Source organism: Paracoccus sp. S-4012, from assembly GCF_009674885.1.
Classification (GTDB): Bacteria; Pseudomonadota; Alphaproteobacteria; order Rhodobacterales; family Rhodobacteraceae; genus Paracoccus.
In genome coordinates, this window is record NZ_WKKA01000020.1 from 22235 (window position 1) to 44187 (window position 21953).

A 21953-nucleotide genomic window follows, 5' to 3' on the forward strand; every position below is an offset into this window, starting at 1 on the left:
TTAAAATCAATCTTAAGTTGTCAATCCGATACCAGGAATGCGTCACGTCGTTCGCATGTCTGCTGCGCAGACGTCGCTCCCATCACGAACGCCCCGGTGGACTTGCGACGAGCGGCCCCGTCCACCGGCTCCACCGCGGATGCTGGTCCGAGGCATGGCTCTCGCGCTACCGAGGCGGCCTCGAGGCCCAACCAGTCCTTGCACGCGGCTGTCGCGAGTATCACTCTCATGTATTACTGTGCGGCAAGGGAAACCATGCGCATCACCACCAAGGGCCAAGTCACCATCCCAGAGGAAATCCGGGAGGCAGCGGGCTTCGGGCCGGGAACCGAGGTCGATTTCGTCATCGGCGATGACGGCCTGGTGCGGGTAATTCCTTCTGACCGGCTGCGGGGCGAGCGGGCGGCGAGCCTCCAGGGGGCGATTTCCCGACTGCGCGGTAGTGCGGACGTGGCCCTCCCCACCGACGAGATCATGGCCCTGACCCGCGAATGACGGCGGTCCTGGTGGATTCCAACATCCTGATCGACATCGCCACCGATGATCCGGCCTGGGCGCCGTGGTCGGCGGATGCTCTTGCCCGGGCGGGGCAGGATGCACGGCTGATCATCAATCCGCTGATCTACGCCGACGTCTCGGTCTCCCACAGCCGGATCGAGACGCTTGATGCGCTGCTGCCGGAAGAGGTCTTCTTGCGCGAGCCCCTCCCCTGGGCGGCAGCCTTCCTGGCCGGAAAGGCCTTCCTGGACTATCGCCGCCGGGGCGGCGGGCGGGGCTCGCCGTTGCCGGATTTCTACATCGGCGCCCATGCCGCCATCCGCGGCTACAGGCTGCTCTCACGAGACCGGGGCCGCTATGCGACTTACTTTCCCAAGGTAGCGCTGATCTGCCCGGATGAGCGCGGCTGAGGAGACGGGCGCGGCCTCGGCAGCGCCCGTCTCCTCTCACGCAGCCAGCTCTTCGAGCGAGCATCCTCTGCGGCAAGCCAGGTTGCTCTGACAGCGCCCCGTGAACAACAAAACGTTGCAAACGCATATATCTTCCGTAAGGTCGCCACCCGGCACCTGACGAGCCGGAGGGCCGCGCGGGCCCCCCAGAGCGGGGAGCGGAGGGCCGATCCGGGCGCCGGAACAAGGGAGCAGGACATGGACAGGAAATCCCATGTGATCATCGGGTCGGGGATCAACTCGCTCGTTGCGGCGGCGATGCTCGCGGTCAAGGGCGACCGGGTGACGGTTCTGGAGCGCGAGGCGACCCTCGGTGGTTGCATGCGGACCGAGGAGGCCACGCTCCCGGGATTCCGGCACGATGTGATGGCGACGACCTTTGTGCTGTTCCTGACCGGCCCGGCCTGGGCCGCGCTCGGCAAGGATCTGGAGCGGCACGGGCTGAAGCTCTGCCACGCCCGGCATCCCACGGCGGTTCTGCGCCCGGACGGCTCGTCGCTGGTGCTGGCCACCGACCGCGCGGCGAATATCGCCGCCTGGAACGCGCTGTCGCCGGGCGACGGCGACCGGCATGCGGAGGACGTCGGCCGCGTCGAGCGCGATGCGCCGTTCCTCTTCGGCCTTCTCGGCGGTGCGCTCTGGAGCCGCCAGACCGCGAAGCTGGTCGGCGGGCAGGCCTGGAAGCGCGGTCCCCGCGGGCTTGCCGAATGGTTCGGCCATGCGCTGACGCCCGCGCGGGCCTGGCTCGAGACCGGCTACACCAGCCCGCTTGTGCAGGCGCTCTGGGCGCCCTGGGGCCTCCATGCGGGCCTGACGCCGGAGGCCCCGACCTCCGGCCAGATGGGCCGGGTGATCGCTTTCGCGCTCGAGGCCGCCGGAGCGCCGGTGGTGGAGGGCGGGGCCGGGCGGGCGGTGGAAGCCTTTGCCCGGCTGATCGAGGAGAAGGGCGGTTCGATCCGCACGAATGCCGATGTGGCGCGGATCGTCCATGCGGGCGGCCGCGTGACGGGGGTGGAACTCGCCGGCGGGGAGCACGTCGCGGCCACCTCGATCCTCGCCTCGGTGACGCCCGGCCAGCTCTACGGCCGCCTGCTCGCCGACGCCGATCTTCCCAGGGAGAAGGAGGCCACGCGCCGCTTCCAGCACGGCCGCGGCAACTTCCAGCTGCATTACGCGCTCGATCGGCCCCCCGAATGGCTGACGCCGGGCCTCGAGGACGTGGCGCTGATCCACCTGACCGACGGGATCGACGCGGTGTCGAAATCCGCCAACGAGGGCGAGCGGGGCATGCTGCCCGAGATGCCGACGATCTGCGTGGGCCAGCCGCACCGCCTCGATTCCTCCCGCTGCCCCGAGGGCAAGGCGGTCCTCTGGTTGCAGATCCCGGACGGACCCCGCGTGCTGAAGGGTGATGCGAAGGGCGAGATCGAGACCGATGGCGTCTGGACCGACGAGGTGCGCGAGCGTTTCGCCGACCGGATCGAGGCGATCCTCGCCCGCCATATCCGCGACTTCGCGTCGATCCGGCTGGCCCGCCGGGCCTATTCCCCCGCCGATCTCAAGGCGATGAACATGAACCTCGTCGGCGGCGACCCCTACGGCGGGGCCTGCGGGATCGACCAGTTCTTCCTGTGGCGCCCCTTCAAGCATTCCCGCGGCGGCGAGACGCCGCTGAAGGGCCTGCTGCATATCGGCGCTTCGACCCATCCGGGACCCGGTCTGGGCGGCGGGTCGGGCTTTCTGGCGGCCAAGGCTCTGGGGGCCTGAGGGGCCCACCTCCATGAGGCCATGAGGCTCCCTGATGCGCCGCTCAGGCGAGCGAAAGCTGGAAGCGGCGCCGCAGCCGGTTGCTGTGCCACCACCCGCTGCCGCTCTGGATCAGCCGGCCGTCGGCCTCGTAGATGTCGATCTGCTGGACCACGACCGGTTGACCCGTGGGGACCCAGAGATGCCGGGCCATGAGCGCGCTCGTATGGCCCACGCGGATGTCTTCGACCGCGTGGCTGACCGGAATCCTGAGCTTGTGGCAGATCACCTCCACCATCGTGTGCTTCTCAAGGTCCGACACCTCGACCCGGTCGCCCACGTCGCCGCGCTGATAGTTCTCGACGAAGTAGAGGGGCAGAGCGCCCTGCGTCCGTACCGCGCGGAGCCGCCAGAGCGGCCCGGAACTGCCAAAGAGCGCCTGCATTGCTGGCGGCGGCGGGACCTTCCGCCAGCTCAGAACCTCGGTCTTCACGTCCTTGCCAATCTGGACCAGGTCATTGATCGATCGCAGCGCCCAGCCGCCCGAGCCCAGCCGGTCGGTGACGAAAGTGCCGCGGCCGGGGAACCGCTCGATCAGCCCCTCGTCGCTCAGGATGCGGAGCGCGTGCCTGACGGTGATCCGGCTCAGCCCGCTCGACTCGCTGAGCTTCGCCTCGGTGGGGAGGCGCTCGCCGGGGAGGGAGGCGCCGGTCTGGATCTGTTGGCGCAGCTTGTCCGCGAGCTGCGCATAGAGCGGCGGCTCGTCTGGCCCGGAAGCGGCGGCGGGGAGAGGCTGGTCTGTCATCGTGCGTTCCTCCCCGCCGTTCACCGTTGACACGATCTTTGTCATAACATATTAGGCAATCCTCATTACCAGAAAAGATCCGACTCAGGAAGGTGCTTGATGCAGGACCACCATTGCCACAGCAGCAGCATCATCGTGAATCGTCCGGCCGAGACTGCCTTCGCCATCATGTCGGATGGCATCCGTCAGGGCACCTGGGCCTGGGGCAGCGCAAACCGCACCGAAGAATCGCCGGGCCTGTTTGTCGGCACCTCGACCTTCACCGGCAAGAAGACCTGGGTCCGCCTGCATCCGGACCCCGAGCGGTTTCAGGTCGACTACGAGGTCGGTGGCTCGCCCGAGGCCATGCAGTTCCGCAACATGTCGCGGGTCATTCCCGGCGATCTGCTCAAGATCGGCGCCGACAAGTGTGTGGTCACATTGCTGACCTGGCGGCTGGCCACCCAGAGCGACGCTGAATGGGAGCAGATGGGGTGCATCCACGAGGCCGAGATGTTCCTGATCCGCGGACTTCTGGAGCGGGAGTAATCGGGTGCATCACGGGGAGGCGCTCGAAATGATCTCCGGGGCACGGATCGACCTGGTCGATGTCGGCATCACCCTGGGTGGCAACAGGATCGTGGAAGGCGTCGACCTGGAGATCGGGGCGGGGGAGTTTGTTTGCCTGCTCGGGCCGAGCGGGTGCGGCAAGTCCACGTTGCTGAACGCCATCGCCGGGTTTCTTCCGGTCCAGGGCCGCTTGAGTGTGGACGGGCGGCCCGTGAGTGGGCCAGGAACCGATCGCGGGGTCGTGTTTCAGAGCTCCGACGTCCTGTTCCCCTGGCTGACCGCGCAGGAAAACGTGGAGTACGGACCGCGATGCCTAGGCGTTCCGGCCAAGGAGCGCGCATCCCGGGCAATCGAATTCCTTCAACTCGTCGGACTCGGCGGCGCCACTGGCAAGTTCCCCAGAGAACTGTCCGGGGGCATGCGGCAGCGGCTTCAACTCGCCCGAGTGCTGATCAACAATCCATCCGTGGTGCTGATGGACGAGCCGTTCGGGGCCCTGGACGCTCAGACGCGCGATGTCATGCAGCGCGAACTCGATCGTATCTGGCGCAAGACCGGGCAGACCATCATCTTCGTCACCCACGACATTTCCGAGGCAATCCTGCTGGCCGACCGGGTTGTCACCATGACGACGGGCCCGGCAGCGCGCCTGAAATCCATCCATGCGGTCGACCTGCCACGTCCGCGGAATCCCGACACGCCGGAAGCCGTCCGGCTGCACGCGCTGCTGCGCGATGAGATCGGAGAGGAAGTGAGCAAGGTGCTGCGGATGCAGGGCCTGGAGGGAGAGGAAGGATGATTGGGCAACGCGAGGGGGGCAGATCCTCGGGATGGACCAGGCTGGCGCCATTCGTGTCGGTTGCCGCTGGTCTCCTGGTCTGGGAGCTTGCCAGCCGCCAGGTCCTGCCGCTGTTTCTGCCCTCGCCCGGCGCCACGCTGGCGGCCGCGGTCGAACTCTGGAACGACGGGACGCTCCTGTCGTCGGTCCTCGCATCGCTGAGCCGCATCGCGATCGGCTGGGGGCTGGGGGTGGTGCTCGGGGTTCCGATCGGCATCTTGATGGGAACCTTCCCGGCGGTTCGCCGGCTGCTCGACCCCTACATCGACTTCTTCCGCTTCATCCCGCCGATCGCGTTCGTGACGCTCGCCATCATCTGGCTCGGTCCGGGTGAGGCGTCGAAGATCGGGCTGATCTTCTACGCGACCATATTCGTGATCATCGTTTCCATGATCTCGGGCGTGCAGGCAGTGAACCCTGACCGGCTGCGCGCGGCAGCCACGCTCGGGGCGGGACGGATGCGGACGCTGCTGACCGTCATCGTTCCCTCGAGCGTTCCTGCCATGCTGACCGGATCGCGGATCGCGATGGGGAACTCGTTCCTGACGGTCGTCTCCGCCGAGATCGTGGCTGCGCAGGAAGGCGTGGGCGCCCTGATCTGGACTGCCCGCAACTACGGCCGGACGGAATGGGTCTTTGTCGGACTCATTCTGCTCGGGGTGCTCGGCTTCCTGTGCGACCGCCTGTTGCGCTGGGCCGCTCATTCTCTGTTCCGGCGGTACGACGTGAAGACGTGACGTCTACTTGAACAAGGCAACGGGAGGGAAGAAAGATGACTTTCAGTTTCACTGTACCCCAGGCGGTCGCAGCCTCGGCTGCACTCGTCCTGACGGGATTCTCGGCACAGGCGCAGACGGTCCAGATCGGCGTCGGGATCGACCCGACATTTGTCGCGTTCTTCGTCGCCGAGGAGAACGGCCTGTTCGAGCAGCACGGCATCGACGTGGATCTCGTGACCTTCGGCCCGGGCGGAGCGATGGTCGATGGCATGATGGCCGGCCAGGCGCACATGACGGCATCGACGGAAACCACCCATCTCGTAAGAATGCCGCATTCCGACATACGTCCGTTGGGGCTGGTCGGAGAGTCCGGTGACAACCTCAAACTCGTTGCCGACGGTGACCTCTCGGAGCCGGGCGAGATCCGCAAGCTCGGGGTGGTCCCTGGTGGCGTGTTCGAATACCTCACCGACATCTCGATCGACAAGCTGGGCATCGACAGATCGACCCTCGAGCTGGTCCGGGCCGGTCCGCCCGAGCTGCCGGCGCTGCTTGCGCGGGGAGACATCGAGGCGTTCTGGCTGTTCGAGCCCTTTCCCACTCGGGTGGTGGCCGAACAGCAAGGCCAGATCTTCGCACACAGCAAGGACGTCGGTTACACCTACGCTTTCTGGGTGTCTGCCAGCGGGCCCTGGCTGGAAGCCAACCGCGACAGTGCTCACCGGGTGATGGCTGCGCTAGCGGACGCTTGCGCGGTGGTTACCAGCCAGCCCGAGGTCGCGGCCGAGGCGGTGCAGAAGCAGGTGAAGATTCCCGTCGATCAGACGCTCGACTTCCTCCGGGAAACCGAATGCATCGTTCGTGATTTCACCGACGAGGATCTTGCGGCCTATGACTCGATCGCGACGTTCCTGACAGATCGGGGCTTCGTCAAGGAGCAGATCGATTTCCGCCCTGCGATGCAGGTCGGGTTTCTGAGCGAGTGACAAGATCAGGCTGGAAAAGCGGCACCGAGGCTCGCCAGGGCCTCGGTGCCAACTGGCTCGCTGAAGACGTTCGGCGACCCACAGCCTGATCAGAGACTGCCGCGTGACGCCCAGTTCCTGGCCTGGCAGTCAGGGCTGGTGACTGGGCGGGGGATCAAGCGGGATGAGATCATCGTCCCGAGGGGGATCCTCGGGGCGATGATCTTTGCGGCCGTCACGCGCCGGGCCCGTCCGATGTGCCATGAAGAAAGAAGCGCACCATTGCGGCCGAGGCATCCGGTCCGCGGGGATCGGTGTAAGAGCCGCTCGCGTGCCCACCGGACCAGGCGTGCGGTGCGCCCTCGATCATCCAGCCCTCGAGACCGTGCGTGCCGTCGTCACGTTTCAGGATGAGGCGCGTGTAACCCCGGCGCTCACCCGACGCTCCCGTCTTTGATCGTGTGGCCTGTCTCGCGCTTCCGCCCTTGCCGGCGATGATCCGTTCGCCATTGGACGGGTGGACGGTCGTGTCGGCGCTGCCGTGGAACACGATCACCCTCGGTCCCGACTCGGGCCCAAGGCCCGGTATTCTGAAGGGCGGTGGTTCGATCCCGGCTTGCCCCCGCATCGCAGCAAAGGCCGACATGGCGTCGTTCGCCGACGCGTAAGCCAGGCCTGAGTGGACGCCGATTGCCCCGTAGAGCTCCGGGTAGGTCTCGCCCATGATCACCGCCATGGCGCCGCCCGCGGAAAGGCCCGCAACGAAGACCCGGTCTGCGGGGATCAGGTACTCGTCGCGGAGGTTCTCCGTCAGCCCAGCGATGATCGCAGGCTCTCCTGCATCGCGCATCTGGTCACCCGGTCGGAACCAGTTCCAGCAGGACATGGTATTGTCGCCGCCGGTCTGCGCCGGATAGACGACGAGCAGCCGGTGCTCTTCGGCAAGGGCGTTCATCCCGGTGCCGGCGGCGAAGTCTTCCGGGCTCTGCGTGCAACCGTGCAGCATGACGATCAAACCTTGCAGGCCGCCATCAGAGGTTGAGGGAACATAGAGCCGGTAGCGGCGCGCACCGGCCGCGCAGGAGTAGCGCTGATCGAGGAACCGGGAACCTTGGGGCAATGGCAGCTCGGGAGCGTGTTTCGGATGGCCCAGCCCCGGCAGTCCGTCAAGCTTCAGACCGCCCGCTTGCAGGGTCCGGACGACCTCGCCCAGCGGCTTGCGCAGCCGACTTCCCCTGGAGGGATGACGATCCATGTGATCCAGGGCGGGCACGGGCACCTGTTTCGGCCCGACGGTCGCGGGTGGCTCGCCCGAAGCACCATTGCCAGTCGGCGTTGTCAGGCCCCCGAGCGCCAGTGCGTTCTGAACGATGGCGGTCACGGCGGCCGGATCGCCGGACCGCAAGGCGCTCGCCGCGCGAAGGATCTCCGCGACAGGGTCAGGGTTCATGGTCTTTGCCTTTCGTGCCGCTCAGGCGGCTATTTGGTTCTCGTGGCCAGGGCGGCCTTGACTTCACGGCTCGCCTGCAGCGCTCCGAGCACCGTCAGGGAGCCGATCGTCTGAAGCGCAAGTTCCGGCGAGACATCGGAGCTGATGCGGATGAGGCCGACCACCTTGACGTGAAGCATCTCCCCGGCGTCACGGGCGGCCTCCAGTTCGGCCGCTCCAAGCTCCAGCAGACCAACTTCGAACCTCTGTCGGTCGATCGAGCGCGATACCTCCTCGGACTGGCTGCGCAACTGGTTGCGGATCGCCGTCCGGATGAAGTCGGACCGGTTCGAGAAGAAGCCCTCATGAACCAGCAGATCAATGCGCCCGAGATCGACGTAGCCGAGATTGATGGTGATCTTCTCGGTCTCGGGAACTCGCTCCCGCAGCTGCACCACTTTGCTGGTCATGGTCACTCCATGGTCACTCCAGATCAGGCCATCCCTGTGGATGGTATATGGATGTCCGGCAGCGTTCTGCAAGAGGTGGATGTGTGTGTACCCCCGCCGGGAGGCCCCCGAGGTCTGCGACAGGTCTGCGGCCGCTGGCTTCAGCCGTCGCGCGCTCGAGCGCCATCGCCAAGGACATCCGGCCTCTGCCGATGCGGCTGCCGGGAGCGTGCCACATGTCAGGGGTGAGCAAGGTAGAGCGCAGGGCTGAACCCGGTTGCGCATTGGGGGGTTGTGCAGGCTGAGCAGGATGAGCGATGAACCGTATAAGTAAAATCTTGATCTTGGTCGGCGTTACTGTGCTTCTGTTGGGAAGCGCGCAGCAGACAATCCATGTATTTCCGCAGCCGGGCGCAACGGCAGTTCACCCCGGTGGCCCGTTTGCGATCAGGTTCGCCAATCGCGTGACTGATGGGGTCAAGGTGTCCCTCCGGGGTCCTGACGGTCAAAGCCTCGCCATTGATACCCGCATCACATCGGATGACAGGTCGCTGCTCGTCGAGCCGCGTGCGCCGCTGGAATGGCAGACGCGATATGAGCTCTGCATTTTCAGGGCGCGATACTCGATCTTCAAGGTAATCCCCGGCGAGCATCATTCCTGCTCGCCCTTCGGGACGATGCCGAAGCGTGCCGCCGAGGGCCCGGCCGACGCTCCGATCCTCGTTGCGGAGGGACGCGACCGGCCCAACAGTCGTTACTATCGTGCGATCCTTGAGGCCGAGGGGATGAACGCCTTCGCGAATATCTCACTCGACGACCTGACAGAAGCCGATCTCGCCGCACGCGCCGTGGTGATCCTCGACAGCGGCACTCTTCCGCAGCCCCTGCACGCCGCGCTTGTTTCCTGGGTAAGGGCCGGAGGGCTGCTGATCATCATGCGGCCGAGTTCGGAACTGCGACAACTATTTGGCTTGCCAGGAGAGGTCGGAGGCCCGCTCGACACCGCCCTGTTGCTGCCGGACAGACGTTCCCCGATATCAGTCGGGCTGTCTCGCGCACCGTTCCAGATCCACGGTCCGATCGACCCGATTTCCGTTGATCCGGGATCGCCGGAGTCGTGGCACAGCCTGGCATCCCTTGCCAGCCCGACCGGTGAAGCCATCGCCGGTCAGACCGTGACCTGGACGGAGCTCGGGCAAGGTCATGTCGCCAGTTTCGCCTTCGATGTTGCCAGATCCACCATCCTGACCCGGCAGGGAAACCCGCTGTGGATCGACGAAGAGCGTGACGGATCCGAACCGCTGCGTCCGAACGACCTGTTCTACCCTAACTTCGTAAACTTGAAGCATGCCGGGGTTCCGGCCGCAGATGAACTTCAGCGCCTGCTGGTCAATCTGATCCTGTCCAAGGCACCGATGCCGCTGCCGCGCCTCTGGTACCTTCCGGACCAGAGGCGAGCGGCGATCATCATGACGGGCGACGATCACGCGACCGGCGGAGGCACGCCTCGGCTTTTCGGCTGGCTTGACCTGCTGAGCCCACCGGACTGCGATTTCGACGCGTGGGAGTGCTTGCGTGCGACGGCCTATCTGACCCCGGGAACCAAACTCGAGGCGCGGACGGCGACGAGCTACGCCCGAAAAGGGTTCGAGATCGGCGTCCATGTCGATACCGGATGCGAGACGCCGATCACACGGGACTCTCTGGGTCAGGTGCTGCGCTCGCAGATCGAGAGCTTTCGCGAGCATTATCCGGACCTGCCTCAGCAGCGCACACACCGGATGCATTGCCTGTCCTGGACAGGCTGGGCCGATGTGCCGAAGGAAGAGCGTGAGTTGGGCATTCGCTTTGATCTCAACTATTATCTGTGGCCGCCGGAGTGGATCGACGGGCGGCAGATATTTTTGACCGGGTCGGGGTTGCCGATGCCCTATGCCGATCTGAACGGCGACCTGATCGACATCTACCAGGCGGCGAGCCACCTCGTGGATGAGTCCGGAGTGCCGCAAGCATACGGAATTCGCCAGATGCTCGATGGTGCGCTCGGCCCGGATCAGTATTTTGGAGCCTTCGGTACGCACTATGACTATACGGACGATTTCGCGCAGCTGCTGGCAAGCTTTGGCACGGAAAACGGCGTCGCTCTGATCACCGCGCAGCAGATTCTGGACTGGCTTGATGGCCGGAACGCCTCGGGTTTCACGGACGTGGGTTGGGACGGAGATACATTGACCTTTGATGTCAGTCTTGCACCCGGTGCTGAGCGGGCCTCGGTCCTGCTACCGGCCCGTTTCGGCGCAGGGCATCTGGTCGATGTAACCTGTGGGAGGCGGAAGCTGCCCCAGACCCACGAGACGATCAAAGGGATGGGGATGGTGTTCTTCCCCGCGGAGCCAGGAGAATGCAGCGCGCGCTATGACTAACAGGCCCCGCCGTCCTCGGCCTCCTCGAGGCGAGACGTTCTCGACCTACGTTGTCAACCGGCTGCTGTCCGACACCCGCCGCCCCGGCTTCGCGGCCGAGGCCAAGCGGCAGGCGACGCTGGTGAACGAGGCCGGCGCTCGCGACCCCCGACCTGGCCCGCCTCATGGATGCTGCACTGGCCGCGCTGCTTGACGATCTGGACGACCGCGAAGGCCGGGAGTGAGGCGCGGTGACCTTGTGACGGTCGCCTTGCAGGGGGACCACGACAAGCCACGCCCAGCGCTTGTGATCCAGTCGGACGTGTGCGGAGCCATGTGCTCGCGTACCGTGCTGCTGCTCACCTCGGACCCGGCCGACGCGCCGCTGCTGCGCGTGCGGGTCGAGCCAACGCCGGCCAACGGGCTGCACGTGCCGTCCTGGGTGATGATCGACAAGGCCATGACGATGCGGCCGACCGAATGGGTGCCCCGTTCGGCCGCCTCGATGATGCGGCGATGGTCGCCGTGAACCGGTCCCTGGCGCTGTTTCTGGGGCTGGCTGGATGAAAGTCCTTGCGCCTTACCGCCCACGGCTGCCGGGCGCCGGCAGGCGCGCAGTCAGGGTCCTCGGGCCCGTTCTCAGGACGCGTGGCTGGCCTTCTGGGCGAAGATCTCCACCTCGTCCCCGAGCTCATCGAGGAGCGTGGAGAAGCCCCTCGAGAGGCCATCCCACTCTTCGGGCGTCATGTCCGCCGGATAGCCGATGCGGTCCGCCAGGTCCGCGATCGCGCGGGCCCGTGTCCCGATCATCCGGGCCTTGGCCCTGGCTTCCTGGAGGGGCTCGGGGAGTGCTGTCATGCTCGTCGGTTCCTTCGAATCCGGATGCGGTCCGAGGGGGGGACTCCCCACCGACAGACCGACAACTCTGCCGTTTCTGGGATTGTTGGGCATGGCCCCTGCAGGGGGCCATGCCCTTTACACATCGGGGTTCCATATCCGTCAACAGCAATCCTGAGCTTCAGGGTGTCTCAGGTCACACTTCATGAAGGCTCTTTATCCCTTCTCTCTCTCCTCTAACGGATAAGGGTTCCTTCTCTCGTCGGAAAAGGGCTACGCCCTTTTCCTCCTCAAAGGAACCCTTATCCTTAAGGGACTTCTTTCTTTGGGAAAGGTAAGACGAAGTAGGATAAGTGAATCAAGTAGTATAAAAATCTATGAATCTTATATATAAGGAATCTCGTATCTCAAATAAATAATCTCAAATGAATCATATAAGAGAGATATATATATATACCCCCAGTATCTCTACTCTAAAGATTGACTGAGGGTAAGGGGAGGAAGATCAAGATAGCACGTCGTGTCAAGGTCGTGAAGCGGGATAAGTTACGAACTCGGCAAGGGTGACGGAAAAGACGCGGCTTGCAAGCTCTACCCGGACACCAGCAATGCCGCCGCCGCAGGGTTACGAAAACACTGACGCTCGCAGAGCCGCACAGCGGGCCGTCTCGCGGCCATGTCGGTTTCTCGGTGGTCTGGCCCTTCGAGAGCCCCACCCTGGCCCTTGGTAGTGGCTCCAGAGCCTTCTAGGGTCACGCGGCGACGTGACCGGGCCCGTCGTGCGGCCTACCGGGCAGCCGCCGCGATGCAGAGGCCTCGGAGGGCTGCGCTTGACCAACGCTGGGCCTCGCTGCGCGCGGCGGTCGAGCGGGCTTCAGCGACGATTTGCTGGTCAGCGGTCGGGAGCGAAGCCGGTGGGAACAAATTGCGCGGATCCTGATTGCGCGGCAGGCTTATAGGCTTGCAGATCTCTTGCAGATTGAATGTGCATCGCCGCGCTCCCGTTCGCATCGAGGCAAAAAATACAGCAAAACGCCTAGGCGGTCCCTTCGTTTGAAGTATCCCCAAGCGCAAACAGCCAGGTTTCACGGGTGGTTCAGCAACTCTGCTGTCTTGCTCATCGCAATCACCGTCTCATTATTGTTCGCGTATCCGTGAGCCTTGGGTTGACCAGTTCCTTTCCGTTCGAACAATATCTTCTGGAAAAACTCCATGGCAGCATCCAAAGAAGTCGCAGTAGAACCGGCGGGCCCCGTCGTCTCGGACCTCAGAACCAACGGCTATGCCATCTTCCCGAATGTCCTGACATCCTCACAGATCGACCAGTTGCGAGGGATCGTCGCCTCGCACCTGGGGGGGTATGGGCGGCCAAGATACGGCGGCAGGTTTCAGCTACGTAGCATGAACCGCGATCCGGCGCTGGCGCGGTTGCTGTCCTGCAGCGCCATTGCCGAGGTGATGAAGTCCTGCACCTCGCCCGACGACCCGGTGCTCACCGGCGAATGCGACATCATGGCTGATACCACCTCAAGCTGGCACAAGGACATCACCAGCGACATGGGGCTTGACGGAGCCATTTATCGCGACGCCACCTTCCAGGTTTTCAAGCTCGCCATCTACCTGCAAGACCAGCCCGCAGGGTCGCGGTCGGCCTTGAAGGTGCGTCCGGGCACTCATCTGCGAACCGATGGCGAAGAGATGCCAGCCACAGCGCTGCCCATTCGACGTGGCGATGTCGCGGTCTTCGACGTGCGCATCAACCATGCAGGGCAGCTTCCGACCTTGGGCGAGCGCCTCGCCCACCGACTGGCAGTCTGGTTCGCCAGGGCCCTCGGAGGGGATCCCGAGGTTACCTATACCCGCCTGAGGGAAAACTATCGTGCGCTCATGGCCAAGAGGCAGAGCCGGCTCGCGGTGTTTATGACCTTCGGTCCCAACGGTCCGGCGTTGCAGGCCTACGAGAAGGCAGGCCGGCATCGACATGGGCCGCTGCCTGCCGACATCGATGCTGCAGCCGTGGCCGACTTCGCGGCACAGGGCGTCAGGATCGTCCAGGCAACGTGACCGAAGCGCCGGCTTCCGTTCAGACGCAGCCTCCAGTTCACCCAGTAACGCCCGGCGCAGGTGCCACCGCCGCAGATGCTGATCTGGGAGCTGGAAGGGATTTCCGTCGAGCCGCGAGCCTTGACTGACACCCATCATGGCCCCCGGTGGGGGCGAACCCCTTTTACACCGGATTTCAGATCCGTCAACAGCAATCTGAGCTTTAGGGTGTCTCCGGATCGAACCCGCACCTTTCGAGCCGATCAGGATTTAGGTGAGTTCCTGCTGTCATGGTTGAGGTCATGTTCAGGTCCAGCAACGCCACATCCGTCTGGAACTGCTGAACTTGTTCAACTTCCAGTCTTTAAGGCTGAACTCCGTCAGAACCTGCTTGAGGCGCAGGGGTCATGCAGGCGGTGACCGGCACGGCCAGACCAACAGGGTGGCGCGCAACAACGGCTGGAAGGGCTATGTGCCGTCGCTGACCCAGCAGGGCTCGGCCCTGATCGTGATCAAGGACGCGGATGCGGAAGACTACATCCGCAAGGGCTTCGTCCGGGTCGGGGATTATCCCTCCGATCCGAACGAGAACAGCCGGGCGCCGCGGGGCTATTACATGAGCTCGGTGGCCGGCAAGGCGGCCTACCGCCAGGGCATCGCCCAGACCGTGCACGAGAGCTGGCAGGGGGTCGATGCCCGGACCGGGCAGTCCCTGCCGGGGAAGACCGCGGGGCTGTTCCTCGGCGCCGGTGCGGCGCGTCTGGCGCGTGAGATCGACCGCCACCCGGGGAACCATGACGGACAGGATCCCGCCATGCACCTGCTGCCGATCCTCGACGAGAACGGCGAGGTGGTGGCCTACGAGCGGCCGATGGATCCGGCGCAGCTGGCGAAGCTGCCGAAGGACACGCATCTGGGGCGCATGCTCGGGGTCTGGGCCGGGCGGATCGTCGAGGAGAACATCTCCGACGAGATCAACACCACGCTGGTGCAGACCCTGAAGCAGATCTGGGATGGCGAGCGGAAGAAGGGCGAGACTGGCCGGAGCGAAGGGTCTGCGCACCGCACCGATCTGCTGGCGTCGTTCATGGCTCTGGCTCAGGTGGACACCGATCTGCGCGAGACCCTGGGGAAGATGAAGCCGCCCAAGGTGGCCGAGCTGCAGTGGGGCTCGGTCGATGACTGGGTCCGCAGCATCATGGCGATGGCGACCAACCTGATCACCCGGCTGTCGCTGAAGCCGCGGTTGGCGCGCCCATGCACGCGCCTTCGGGGGAGTGTCCGGGGGTCTTTTGCAAGGCGGCGGGCGGCACGGTGGTGACCAACGATGATGGCAGCTCGTACTGCGCCTTCTGGATCAAGCACCCTTCGCAAGTGCGGAAATGACCCGGATCAGGACGGCCACCCTTCCGCCGGCCAGTCTCGGGAGGTGTGGATCACCCGGACGATAGCCACTTCCTCCTGCTCGCCCGTTCCGGCGATCACATAGGCGAGGATGTAGGGCAGCCCGGTCACCACCTTCTCGTAGGTGCCTGTCACCCGTCCGGGGCGGCCTGTGGGCATGTCGCCAAGGGCCAGGGCAGTCCGATCAAGGACCGCGACCACACGCCGGGCCGCCGCAGGGTTGTCGGCCGCGATCCAGGCGATCTGGTCGGCAAGATCTTTCACCGCATCGCTGGACCAGCGAACCGGTCGGCTCACGCGGGCTCGCCCGATGCCGCGTCGATGGCCCGCTGCACGGCCGCCATCGCTTCCTCATGGCTGACGGTGCGGCCAGCGGCCACATCCGCCACCCCTCGCTGGATACCCTCGATGATGGCCAGCTCGCGGTCCACGTAGGTCTCCACCGCCTCGGCGGCGAGAAAGGACCGGCTGCGCCGGGTCCCCTCCGCCAGTCTCCCCAGCTTTGCTTTCAACTGCGGATCAAGCCGGATCGTCATCGTAGTGCTGGCAACGCTCATCATCGACTCCCCAGTATGTGTACATCTGAACACATACGCCGGCTCAGGGTTTCAGGAAAGGTCGATGCCTTCGTGCTTTCACACCGAGCTTCGGCCAACGTGCCCCCCAGACCAGGAGCCCTGCTTCGGAGCCTAGGATTGCCACGCAAGGAGATCTGGGACGAGGCGGTGAAGAAGGGCGAGGCCGGCCAGTTCGTGAACGTGGCGACGCCAGCCTGCCGCTGCCCACCGGCGCGATCGGGCGCAAGCGCCCTGTTGCGCCGGTGGATGGAGGACCAGGCCATGCCAGCCCATCACCCCCCTGCCCTTGGCTCGTTACTGAGGACCGGCTCCTGCCCCATCGACGCAACGGGGCTCTGGCAGCCCGTATCTTTGCCGTGGCTCACGGGAGGGGGCGTCCTCGCTGAGCCCGGAGGACATCGCCGCGCGAGCATCGTCGGCAGGGTTCGTCCAAGGCGAAAGCCCTGGATCGCCCCTGACACCTCCTGAGCCGCAGGAGGCGTCCGGTCGTAGGACGGCCGAGTGGTCAGGTCAGGGTCACCACGATCGCGCGGCAACTGTCCGTGCCGTCTCGCTGGTAGCTGTGGGTGGCGTCCGAGTCGAAGGCGATGGCATCACCCTCGCCAAGCGTCGTTTGCTCGCCATCGACGTCCACGCGGAGCGTGCCGCTGAGCACATAGACGAACTCCTGCGCACCATGCTGATGCGGCGCCGACGCGACGGCGTCGCTCGGGAAGTCTGCCAGGAAGGCCTCCATCCGCCGCTCGGCAAGGGGATAGTCGAGGCTCTCCAGGAAATAGGACGGCCGTGCGTCGCCTGCCGGGATCGGCAGGCGCACGCGCTCACCCCTGCGGGTTACCGCGATGCGGGGGCCTTCCTTGTTGAAGAAGTGACCGAGGTCCACGCCAAACACGAGGGCAATCCTGACAAGGGTCGGGAGCGTCGGGAACAGCTGCCCGCGCTCGATCTTGGAGAGCATGGCCGGCGAGAGTCCGGTGTGCTCGCTGAGCTGCACCAACCCGAGCTTCTTCTTCTTCCGCAGGGCCCTGATTCGCGGCCCGATCCGGTACCTCTCAAGTTCTGTCGTCAGCGTTTCCGAGAGCACAGAACCAACTCCTTTTCGCGGTGGGACATTGTTGAGGAACGTTTTTAACTGTCAATCAAAACTACTCCATCATCACGACAACTTGAGTAGCGCTAAAAACAATTTGCGTATCATGAAAGTCTATCCGGTCAAGGTGACGCCGGAATGCTTCATCGAGGAGAACCCCCAATGAGACTGACGCGCGCTTTTGCTGCCGCCCTGATCGGCCTTGCCGCTGCCCTTCCGGCACAGGCCGCAGACAAGGACATCGTCGACACCGCGGTCGCCGCGGGTGACTTCAACACGCTCGCCGCCGCTCTCCAGGCAGCCGACCTGGTGACGACCCTGAAGGGCGAAGGGCCGTTCACGGTATTCGCCCCGACCGACGCCGCCTTCGCCGCGCTTCCGGCCGGCACTGTGGAGGAGCTGCTGAAGCCCGAGAACAAGCAGCAGCTGATCGACATCCTCACCTACCATGTGGTGCCGGGCGCGGTGACCGCGGCCGACGTGGTCGGCCTCGACGAGGCGCCCACCGTCAATGGCAAGATGATCGACGTTCAGGTCGATGGCAGCGCGGTTAAGGTGAACGAGGCCAGCGTGACCGCGACCGACGTGGCCGCCAGCAACGGCGTGATCCATGTCATCGACCAGGTGCTGCTGCCCCCGGAGGGCTGAAGATCAAGATGGCCGGTGCCGACAACGGCGCCGGCTATTCCAAAAGGTTGGTCTGGGTCGGCGAGGTGCGGCACGCCCCCCCCTGCCCTGCCCAGATGGCGCTCTCCGAAGGCACGCATTCCCCCAGGACTCTTGCCGTGATCCGGTCGGCGCATAGGAGACTGCATGAACAGCCAGGTCCGACGCCTTGCCGTCTTGTTGCTCTCGATTGCCTTTGCCTTGTCACCGCTGCTGTCGCGCGGCTTTGGCGGGTTCAACCCGGAGAGCTTTCCGGTGCAGGTGGAGAGATGGCCCATGCAGCCTGTCGGCTGGGCATTCTCGATCTGGGGCGTGATCTATCTGAGCCTGATCCTCGCCTCGGGCTGGGCCTTCGTGCGACCCGCTGAGATGCCGGGGTGGGACCGCGGCGCCTGGCCGCTGGGGATCAGCCTCGCAGTCGGGATACCGTGGATCGAGGTGGCAAGATCCGCGCCCGCCGTCTCCACCGCAATGATTTTTTCAATGGCCGCAGGCGCGGTTCTGGCAATGCAGAGGGCCGGACCCGGCTGGCGCGAGGGAGTTCCGCTAGGTCTTTACGGAGGCTGGCTGACGGCCGCCTCGGGCGTGGCGGTGTCGGTCGTGTTGACCGGCTACGGCGTGGTTGACGCGCGGATGGCCGCCCTCCTGATGATCGTCGCAGTTCTTGCGGTCGCGCTGTCCATATCGGCCAGACGGCCCGACAACTGGGCCTACCAGGCCGCCGTCAGCTGGGCGCTTTTCGGGATCATCGTGATCAACGTTCCAGACGGGGAATGGTTGATCGTCCTTGTTTGCATGGCGGGGATCGCGGGACTCGGCGCACTTGCCTGGCTACAGCGGAATGGCCGTGTCGGCTTGCCCTGACCAGAAGCGCGCCAGCCGTGTCAGGAGTGTGCCCCCTGCCCTACCCCGGCTGACCGCTCGTCGCCGTCGTATAAGGCCCCCTGGCTGTGTGACGCACCGAGGTCGCGCCCTTCCATGGGGGCGCCGGTCACCGCCTCATGGAGCGCCAGGATGGTGCGAAGGGTAAAGCCAACCGTCACTCTGCGGTCCGCCATCACGCGGCGGTTGTAATCGCCGCGCTGGAAGCGCTGTGCGTCAACCATGAAGATGCATCTCAGGAGTTCGACGCTGCCCCAGCCAGCCGTGATCTCTGCCGCAAGGCTGCTGATCTCGACATGGAGATCAATAAGGGCGGTGCCTTGCCGCATCTGCTCAAGCTGCTCATTCAAATGGACGTGATCCCAATCCGGCGTGCTGGTCACGGCCTGAAGGATCCACCCGATGATTTTCGGCGCCCGGTCGATCATGTTTGCCAGCGTCTCCACCAGCGTGCCTTCGACGAGGCCGTCGAACCCTTCGCGAAGCGGCCCATCCGTGAATTGGTGCCGCAGATCGCCGAGACGATCCACCGCGACGGGCGCTTCCTCGGGAACCGGGCTGCCGTAGATTCCCAGCAATACGACTGCCGCATGACGCACGGTCATTTGCGCAGGAGCCACTGGGATCAGGCCCGCTTGGCACAGGGCTCGACCATGTCGGGCCAGCGTGGCCTTGTCCCGACCGTCGAGCGGTGCAACTGCCTGGATTATCTCGGTCAGCGTAGCCATGATCCCGGCCTCTGCAACATGGTTTGTCCGAGCCAATGAACCGCGTATCAAGCGGTTCCCTTTGACACTTCAATGGCTTCCAGCCGCGTCCTTCGGGCGTCAATCCACAACCGCCTTCGCGCCCCCTCGTCGAGCTGCCGTCCTGACCTGTCCAAACCGACAGGAAGGCACGCGTCTGGATTGTGTGCTAGGTCACTCATGCACGGGCGTAGAACGTAGTTATTACTGCTCAAGGTCTTTTTAGTCCGTGCTCCTCGCAGGCCGACCGCGGCGGCCTGCGGGACCCTTATGGCTCCGATCGCCCGATGGCCAGATCAGAGTCGGCTGTCGTGTGTTCGTGCAACCGCCGTTGATCGGCGGCCTCCAATGGTGGTGCAGACCCGCAGCAGTCATCGGCTTGGGCGCCCTCTGGGCGTCGAATCCAGGCGGCGCATCCTGCGATCCTTCCGGGCCTGGCCGGCTGCTCCTGCCGGCGGGTTAGGGCGTCGCGTCCCACGTCGTTCGCGCGGCGTGGGACGCGACGCCCCTCGGACACGAGGGCAGCGCTCCAAGCTTTGTTCGTTGTGCTGTCATATGGATAGCTATCGCATAGCTACCAGCTATCTGACGGAAGGCCGATAGGTTATCCAGTAGCTACCATCTATCGCCTACAACCCGTTGCGCTATCTACTAGCTATCTGGTAGCATAGGAGGGGAAAGGTTTATCGGAGCGCCCCATGCCGACCATCTCGTTTGCCAACCCCAAGGGTGGAGCCGGGAAGACCACCTCGGCGCTTCTGCTCGCCTCCGAACTGGCCAGCCGCGGCGCGCAGATCACCATCATCGACGCCGACCCGGAGAAATGGATCTCGCAGTGGGGCAGGCTCGACGGCAAGCCCGACAACCTCACCATCATCAGCGACGTGACCGAGGACTCGATCGTCGACCAGATCGAGGCCGCCGCGGCCGAAGCGCAGTTCGTCATCGTCGATCTCGAAGGGACCGCCAGCCTCATGGTCGCCAACGCGATCGGCATGTCCGATCTCGTGGTGATCCCGACACAGGGGGCATCGATGGATGCCAAGGGCGCCGCCAAGACAATCAGGCTGATCCGCAACCAGGAGCGGATGGCTCGTCGACCGATCCTGCATGGAGTTCTGCTAACCCGCACAAGCGCCGCGGTCACCTCGCGGTCGCTCAAAAACGTGCGCGAGCAGCTCGACAAGGCTGGCATCGAGGTGTTCTCGACGTCGATCGTGGAGCGGGCGGCGTACCGGGACATCTTCGACTACGGCGGGCTGCTCTCCGACCTCACGGCCGATCAGGTCAGCAACATCGGACGGGCGCGGGAGAATGCCGGTGAGTTCGCGGGCGAGGTGATCGCGAAGCTCAGGGACAGCAGCGCCGCCACAAGGGTGGCCTGACATGGCAAAGGAGCGCGCGGATCTAGGCTTTTCAGATGCCTTGGAGGAATTCGATCCGGCAGAGTGGCAGCCGAAGCTGGACAAGCCGGCCCGGTCGAAGCCGGAGCAGGCGGCCAGCCGGATGATCGCCGAGGCCTCGGGATTCAGGAGCCGCGAAGCTCGGGTGCCGGAGAGGGCAGGGGAGGGGGGTAGCGCGCCCCGCAGGCGGCGCACCGGCCGGAACACGCAGTTCAACCTGAAGGCCCGCCCTGAGACCATCGCGGCCTTCTGCGCGGTCGCCGACGGGCAAGGCTGGGGGCTTGGCGAGACGCTTGAGCATGCTGTGGCCCTGCTCGAGCGGGAGTATGGCCCGAAGGCCTGAGCCCTTACGGACGGCCGCGCTTGGCGTACCAGCTCGCGCAGAACTTCAGGAAGTGCTTCTCGGGATGGTTGGGCGTGATCTCGTTGTCTGCGAGCCACAGGCGCCATTCCTGCTCGAGGACATACACGTCCCAGCCGGGGGCAACCGCGCGCGCCTCGGCATGAACATCGCCACTCAGCCGGCCCGACCACGGCGCTAGGGCAGGGGCGTCGCCCGGGAGTTTCATCGTGCCGCGATTGGTGAAGATCACCAGGTCGCGCTCGCCGTCGAATTCGACATGGTAGTCGGGCAGATGATCATGATGCGCCAGGTGGCGGATCATCTGCCGGAACCGCTTCTCCGGGCTCTGTGACCCGGTCTTCTTGAGCAGGAGCGAGAGGCCGATCTTCCAGCTGTCCTGCTGCCCGCAATGCTTGCGGGCGATCTCATAGACCCGGCGCTCGAGCGGCTTGCGGAGCCGGAAGTAGTCCCGGTGGAGGGTCAGCACCTCCTGCGCGCGGATGGCGCTGAAGACCCAGTCTGAGAGCTTGACCTCGCACCACAGGAGCCGCCCGTCGAGACCGTGCTTGCGCCTGATCGACGAGGCATCGATCAGGCCGAAGCCGTCGATCTGCTCCTCGTCCCCGGTCACGACGTTCGTGCGGATGCGCGTCCCTTCCAGCCGGTCCAGGGCCTCGATGAGCGCCATGTAGTCGCGGCCCGAAGTTCCACGGTTGCAGAAGACCAGCAGGTCGCGGCTGTTGATCCGCACCCGCTGCGAGACCGGCTCGCCCTGCTTCAGCTTCTGCATGATCTGGGAGATGCAGTAGATCAGGATGTCCTTGTCGTAGATCGTCGCCAGCCCCTTCACGCTCGGCGTGATCTCGAGCCAGTGGCCGTTGTGCTCGTAGCGGCGGACGCTGGTCTCCGGCTTCTTCGACAACGAATAGAACGGGTGCTCCATGTGCTGCATCACGTCCTTCAGCACGGCATCGGACACGTCGCAGATGAACAAGTCATGCTGCGGGTGACGGTCGGGGATCAGCTGCGCCTGACGATTCGTGCTTTCAGTGTCCATGCCTGAGCTTCGTGGTTTCAGGCACCGGATGTCAAGATTCGTGGTTTCAGTTACC

At 64.8% G+C, this 21953-nt stretch carries 25 protein-coding genes; 15 read left to right on the plus strand and 10 right to left on the minus strand.

Annotated elements, in window-relative coordinates:
* Positions 1–255 precede the first annotated feature (255 nt).
* From GI374_RS16805 to GI374_RS16815, 3 genes are all read left to right on the plus strand, one after another.
* Complete coding sequence (locus tag GI374_RS16805) at positions 256–495, plus strand: AbrB/MazE/SpoVT family DNA-binding domain-containing protein (RefSeq protein ID WP_154338195.1); 240 nt, start codon at positions 256–258, stop codon at positions 493–495.
* A complete protein-coding gene (locus tag GI374_RS16810) occupies positions 492–908 on the plus strand; it encodes a type II toxin-antitoxin system VapC family toxin (protein ID WP_154338196.1) in 417 nt (138 codons plus the stop codon). Before GI374_RS16805 ends, GI374_RS16810 begins: the two co-directional genes overlap by 4 nt.
* Positions 909–1145: 237 nt before the next feature.
* The gene (locus GI374_RS16815; RefSeq protein WP_154338197.1) at positions 1146–2714 is read left to right on the plus strand and encodes an NAD(P)/FAD-dependent oxidoreductase; all 1569 of its coding nucleotides are present in this window, start codon (positions 1146–1148) and stop codon (positions 2712–2714) included.
* A 43-nt stretch (positions 2715–2757) separates the two neighbouring features.
* Here the strand turns inward: GI374_RS16815 and GI374_RS16820 are convergent, their stop codons facing one another.
* Complete coding sequence (locus GI374_RS16820) at positions 2758–3498, minus strand: GntR family transcriptional regulator (protein ID WP_154338198.1); 741 nt, start codon at positions 3496–3498, stop codon at positions 2758–2760.
* A gap of 99 nt (positions 3499–3597) precedes the next feature.
* Here GI374_RS16820 and GI374_RS16825 point away from each other — a divergent pair, with 99 nt between their 5' ends.
* Genes GI374_RS16825 through GI374_RS16840 form a run of 4 tightly spaced genes read left to right on the plus strand, consistent with a single transcriptional unit; the run spans position 3598 to position 6590 of the window.
* The gene (locus GI374_RS16825; protein WP_154338199.1) at positions 3598–4026 is read left to right on the plus strand and encodes a hypothetical protein; all 429 of its coding nucleotides are present in this window, start codon (positions 3598–3600) and stop codon (positions 4024–4026) included.
* Between the two features lie 28 nt (positions 4027–4054).
* Positions 4055–4846, plus strand: a complete 792-nt coding sequence (locus tag GI374_RS16830) for an ABC transporter ATP-binding protein (protein ID WP_154338200.1) — start codon at positions 4055–4057, stop codon at positions 4844–4846.
* Between the two features lie 53 nt (positions 4847–4899).
* The gene (locus GI374_RS16835) at positions 4900–5622 is read left to right on the plus strand and encodes an ABC transporter permease (RefSeq protein ID WP_370515430.1); all 723 of its coding nucleotides are present in this window, start codon (positions 4900–4902) and stop codon (positions 5620–5622) included.
* Positions 5623–5657: 35 nt separating this feature from the next.
* A complete protein-coding gene (locus GI374_RS16840) occupies positions 5658–6590 on the plus strand; it encodes an ABC transporter substrate-binding protein (protein WP_154338202.1) in 933 nt (310 codons plus the stop codon).
* 214 nt (positions 6591–6804) lie between these two features.
* Here GI374_RS16840 and GI374_RS16845 read toward each other — a convergent pair whose 3' ends face one another.
* Together GI374_RS16845 and GI374_RS16850 are read right to left on the minus strand one after the other, a co-directional pair.
* Positions 6805–8019 (minus strand): PHB depolymerase family esterase, encoded by a 1215-nt coding sequence (locus GI374_RS16845; protein ID WP_154338203.1) that lies wholly within the window; start codon positions 8017–8019, stop codon positions 6805–6807.
* A 29-nt stretch (positions 8020–8048) separates the two neighbouring features.
* A complete protein-coding gene (locus GI374_RS16850) occupies positions 8049–8468 on the minus strand; it encodes a CopG family transcriptional regulator (protein ID WP_154338204.1) in 420 nt (139 codons plus the stop codon).
* Between the two features lie 296 nt (positions 8469–8764).
* Here GI374_RS16850 and GI374_RS16855 point away from each other — a divergent pair, with 296 nt between their 5' ends.
* Both GI374_RS16855 and GI374_RS16865 read left to right on the plus strand, forming a co-directional pair.
* Positions 8765–10870: an Ig-like domain-containing protein gene (locus GI374_RS16855; RefSeq protein ID WP_154338205.1), complete on the plus strand. Its 2106-nt coding sequence runs from the start codon at positions 8765–8767 to the stop codon at positions 10868–10870.
* A 238-nt stretch (positions 10871–11108) separates the two neighbouring features.
* The gene (locus GI374_RS16865; RefSeq protein ID WP_370515431.1) at positions 11109–11378 is read left to right on the plus strand and encodes a type II toxin-antitoxin system PemK/MazF family toxin; all 270 of its coding nucleotides are present in this window, start codon (positions 11109–11111) and stop codon (positions 11376–11378) included.
* A 110-nt stretch (positions 11379–11488) separates the two neighbouring features.
* Here the strand turns inward: GI374_RS16865 and GI374_RS16870 are convergent, their stop codons facing one another.
* Both GI374_RS16870 and GI374_RS19690 read right to left on the minus strand, forming a co-directional pair.
* Positions 11489–11707 (minus strand): hypothetical protein, encoded by a 219-nt coding sequence (locus GI374_RS16870; protein ID WP_154338207.1) that lies wholly within the window; start codon positions 11705–11707, stop codon positions 11489–11491.
* A 1064-nt stretch (positions 11708–12771) separates the two neighbouring features.
* Positions 12772–12900 carry a hypothetical protein gene (locus GI374_RS19690; protein ID WP_255453742.1) on the minus strand — a complete coding sequence of 43 codons (129 nt, stop codon included), beginning with the start codon at positions 12898–12900 and terminating at the stop codon, positions 12772–12774.
* On the opposite strand from GI374_RS19690, the gene GI374_RS16875 reads away from it, so the two are divergent.
* Positions 12899–13750 carry a phytanoyl-CoA dioxygenase gene (locus GI374_RS16875; protein ID WP_154338208.1) on the plus strand — a complete coding sequence of 284 codons (852 nt, stop codon included), beginning with the start codon at positions 12899–12901 and terminating at the stop codon, positions 13748–13750. The two genes, GI374_RS19690 and GI374_RS16875, sit on opposite strands and share 2 nt — an antisense overlap.
* Before the next feature lie 421 nt (positions 13751–14171).
* The gene (locus GI374_RS16880) at positions 14172–15050 is read left to right on the plus strand and encodes a hypothetical protein (RefSeq protein ID WP_154338209.1); all 879 of its coding nucleotides are present in this window, start codon (positions 14172–14174) and stop codon (positions 15048–15050) included.
* A gap of 71 nt (positions 15051–15121) precedes the next feature.
* On the opposite strand, the gene GI374_RS16885 is transcribed toward GI374_RS16880, so the two are convergent.
* The 3 genes from GI374_RS16885 to GI374_RS16895 all read right to left on the minus strand — a co-directional run bounded on the left by GI374_RS16885 (position 15122) and on the right by GI374_RS16895 (position 16795).
* Positions 15122–15430, minus strand: coding sequence for a type II toxin-antitoxin system RelE/ParE family toxin (locus GI374_RS16885; protein ID WP_370515432.1), 309 nt, complete (start codon positions 15428–15430; stop codon positions 15122–15124).
* Positions 15427–15690, minus strand: a complete 264-nt coding sequence (locus GI374_RS16890) for a CopG family ribbon-helix-helix protein (protein WP_154338210.1) — start codon at positions 15688–15690, stop codon at positions 15427–15429. Before GI374_RS16890 ends, GI374_RS16885 begins: the two co-directional genes overlap by 4 nt.
* Before the next feature lie 526 nt (positions 15691–16216).
* Positions 16217–16795: a helix-turn-helix domain-containing protein gene (locus tag GI374_RS16895; protein WP_370515433.1), complete on the minus strand. Its 579-nt coding sequence runs from the start codon at positions 16793–16795 to the stop codon at positions 16217–16219.
* A 168-nt stretch (positions 16796–16963) separates the two neighbouring features.
* Between GI374_RS16895 and GI374_RS16900 the strand changes: the two genes are divergently transcribed.
* A complete protein-coding gene (locus tag GI374_RS16900; RefSeq protein ID WP_154338211.1) occupies positions 16964–17449 on the plus strand; it encodes a fasciclin domain-containing protein in 486 nt (161 codons plus the stop codon).
* A 165-nt stretch (positions 17450–17614) separates the two neighbouring features.
* A complete protein-coding gene (locus GI374_RS16905; protein WP_154338212.1) occupies positions 17615–18331 on the plus strand; it encodes a hypothetical protein in 717 nt (238 codons plus the stop codon).
* Between the two features lie 20 nt (positions 18332–18351).
* On the opposite strand, the gene GI374_RS16910 is transcribed toward GI374_RS16905, so the two are convergent.
* Positions 18352–19077, minus strand: coding sequence for a hypothetical protein (locus tag GI374_RS16910; RefSeq protein WP_154338213.1), 726 nt, complete (start codon positions 19075–19077; stop codon positions 18352–18354).
* A gap of 716 nt (positions 19078–19793) precedes the next feature.
* Here GI374_RS16910 and GI374_RS16915 point away from each other — a divergent pair.
* Both GI374_RS16915 and GI374_RS16920 read left to right on the plus strand, forming a co-directional pair.
* Complete coding sequence (locus tag GI374_RS16915; protein WP_154338214.1) at positions 19794–20480, plus strand: ParA family protein; 687 nt, start codon at positions 19794–19796, stop codon at positions 20478–20480.
* A gap of 1 nt (position 20481) precedes the next feature.
* Positions 20482–20841, plus strand: a complete 360-nt coding sequence (locus tag GI374_RS16920; RefSeq protein WP_154338215.1) for a stability/partitioning determinant — start codon at positions 20482–20484, stop codon at positions 20839–20841.
* 4 nt (positions 20842–20845) lie between these two features.
* Here the strand turns inward: GI374_RS16920 and GI374_RS16925 are convergent, their stop codons facing one another.
* The gene (locus GI374_RS16925) at positions 20846–21898 is read right to left on the minus strand and encodes a replication initiator protein A (RefSeq protein ID WP_154338216.1); all 1053 of its coding nucleotides are present in this window, start codon (positions 21896–21898) and stop codon (positions 20846–20848) included.
* Positions 21899–21953: the final 55 nt, after the last annotated feature.

What these genes read in the sequence shown, in the direction of transcription:
- GI374_RS16805 (WP_154338195.1), top strand. Translation starts at nt 256, where the DNA reads ATGCGCATCACCACCAAGGGCCAAGTCACCATCCCAGAGGAAATCCGG.
- GI374_RS16810 (WP_154338196.1), top strand. Translation starts at nt 492, where the DNA reads ATGACGGCGGTCCTGGTGGATTCCAACATCCTGATCGACATCGCCACC.
- GI374_RS16815 (WP_154338197.1), top strand. Translation starts at nt 1,146, where the DNA reads ATGGACAGGAAATCCCATGTGATCATCGGGTCGGGGATCAACTCGCTC.
- GI374_RS16820 (WP_154338198.1), bottom strand. Translation starts at nt 3,498, where the DNA reads ATGACAGACCAGCCTCTCCCCGCCGCCGCTTCCGGGCCAGACGAGCCG.
- GI374_RS16825 (WP_154338199.1), top strand. Translation starts at nt 3,598, where the DNA reads ATGCAGGACCACCATTGCCACAGCAGCAGCATCATCGTGAATCGTCCG.
- GI374_RS16830 (WP_154338200.1), top strand. Translation starts at nt 4,055, where the DNA reads ATGATCTCCGGGGCACGGATCGACCTGGTCGATGTCGGCATCACCCTG.
- GI374_RS16840 (WP_154338202.1), top strand. Translation starts at nt 5,658, where the DNA reads ATGACTTTCAGTTTCACTGTACCCCAGGCGGTCGCAGCCTCGGCTGCA.
- GI374_RS16845 (WP_154338203.1), bottom strand. Translation starts at nt 8,019, where the DNA reads ATGAACCCTGACCCTGTCGCGGAGATCCTTCGCGCGGCGAGCGCCTTG.
- GI374_RS16850 (WP_154338204.1), bottom strand. Translation starts at nt 8,468, where the DNA reads ATGACCAGCAAAGTGGTGCAGCTGCGGGAGCGAGTTCCCGAGACCGAG.
- GI374_RS16855 (WP_154338205.1), top strand. Translation starts at nt 8,765, where the DNA reads ATGAACCGTATAAGTAAAATCTTGATCTTGGTCGGCGTTACTGTGCTT.
- GI374_RS16870 (WP_154338207.1), bottom strand. Translation starts at nt 11,707, where the DNA reads ATGACAGCACTCCCCGAGCCCCTCCAGGAAGCCAGGGCCAAGGCCCGG.
- GI374_RS16875 (WP_154338208.1), top strand. Translation starts at nt 12,899, where the DNA reads ATGGCAGCATCCAAAGAAGTCGCAGTAGAACCGGCGGGCCCCGTCGTC.
- GI374_RS19690 (WP_255453742.1), bottom strand. Translation starts at nt 12,900, where the DNA reads ATGGAGTTTTTCCAGAAGATATTGTTCGAACGGAAAGGAACTGGTCAA.
- GI374_RS16890 (WP_154338210.1), bottom strand. Translation starts at nt 15,690, where the DNA reads ATGAGCGTTGCCAGCACTACGATGACGATCCGGCTTGATCCGCAGTTG.
- GI374_RS16900 (WP_154338211.1), top strand. Translation starts at nt 16,964, where the DNA reads ATGAGACTGACGCGCGCTTTTGCTGCCGCCCTGATCGGCCTTGCCGCT.
- GI374_RS16905 (WP_154338212.1), top strand. Translation starts at nt 17,615, where the DNA reads ATGAACAGCCAGGTCCGACGCCTTGCCGTCTTGTTGCTCTCGATTGCC.
- GI374_RS16910 (WP_154338213.1), bottom strand. Translation starts at nt 19,077, where the DNA reads ATGGCTACGCTGACCGAGATAATCCAGGCAGTTGCACCGCTCGACGGT.
- GI374_RS16915 (WP_154338214.1), top strand. Translation starts at nt 19,794, where the DNA reads ATGCCGACCATCTCGTTTGCCAACCCCAAGGGTGGAGCCGGGAAGACC.
- GI374_RS16920 (WP_154338215.1), top strand. Translation starts at nt 20,482, where the DNA reads ATGGCAAAGGAGCGCGCGGATCTAGGCTTTTCAGATGCCTTGGAGGAA.
- GI374_RS16925 (WP_154338216.1), bottom strand. Translation starts at nt 21,898, where the DNA reads ATGGACACTGAAAGCACGAATCGTCAGGCGCAGCTGATCCCCGACCGT.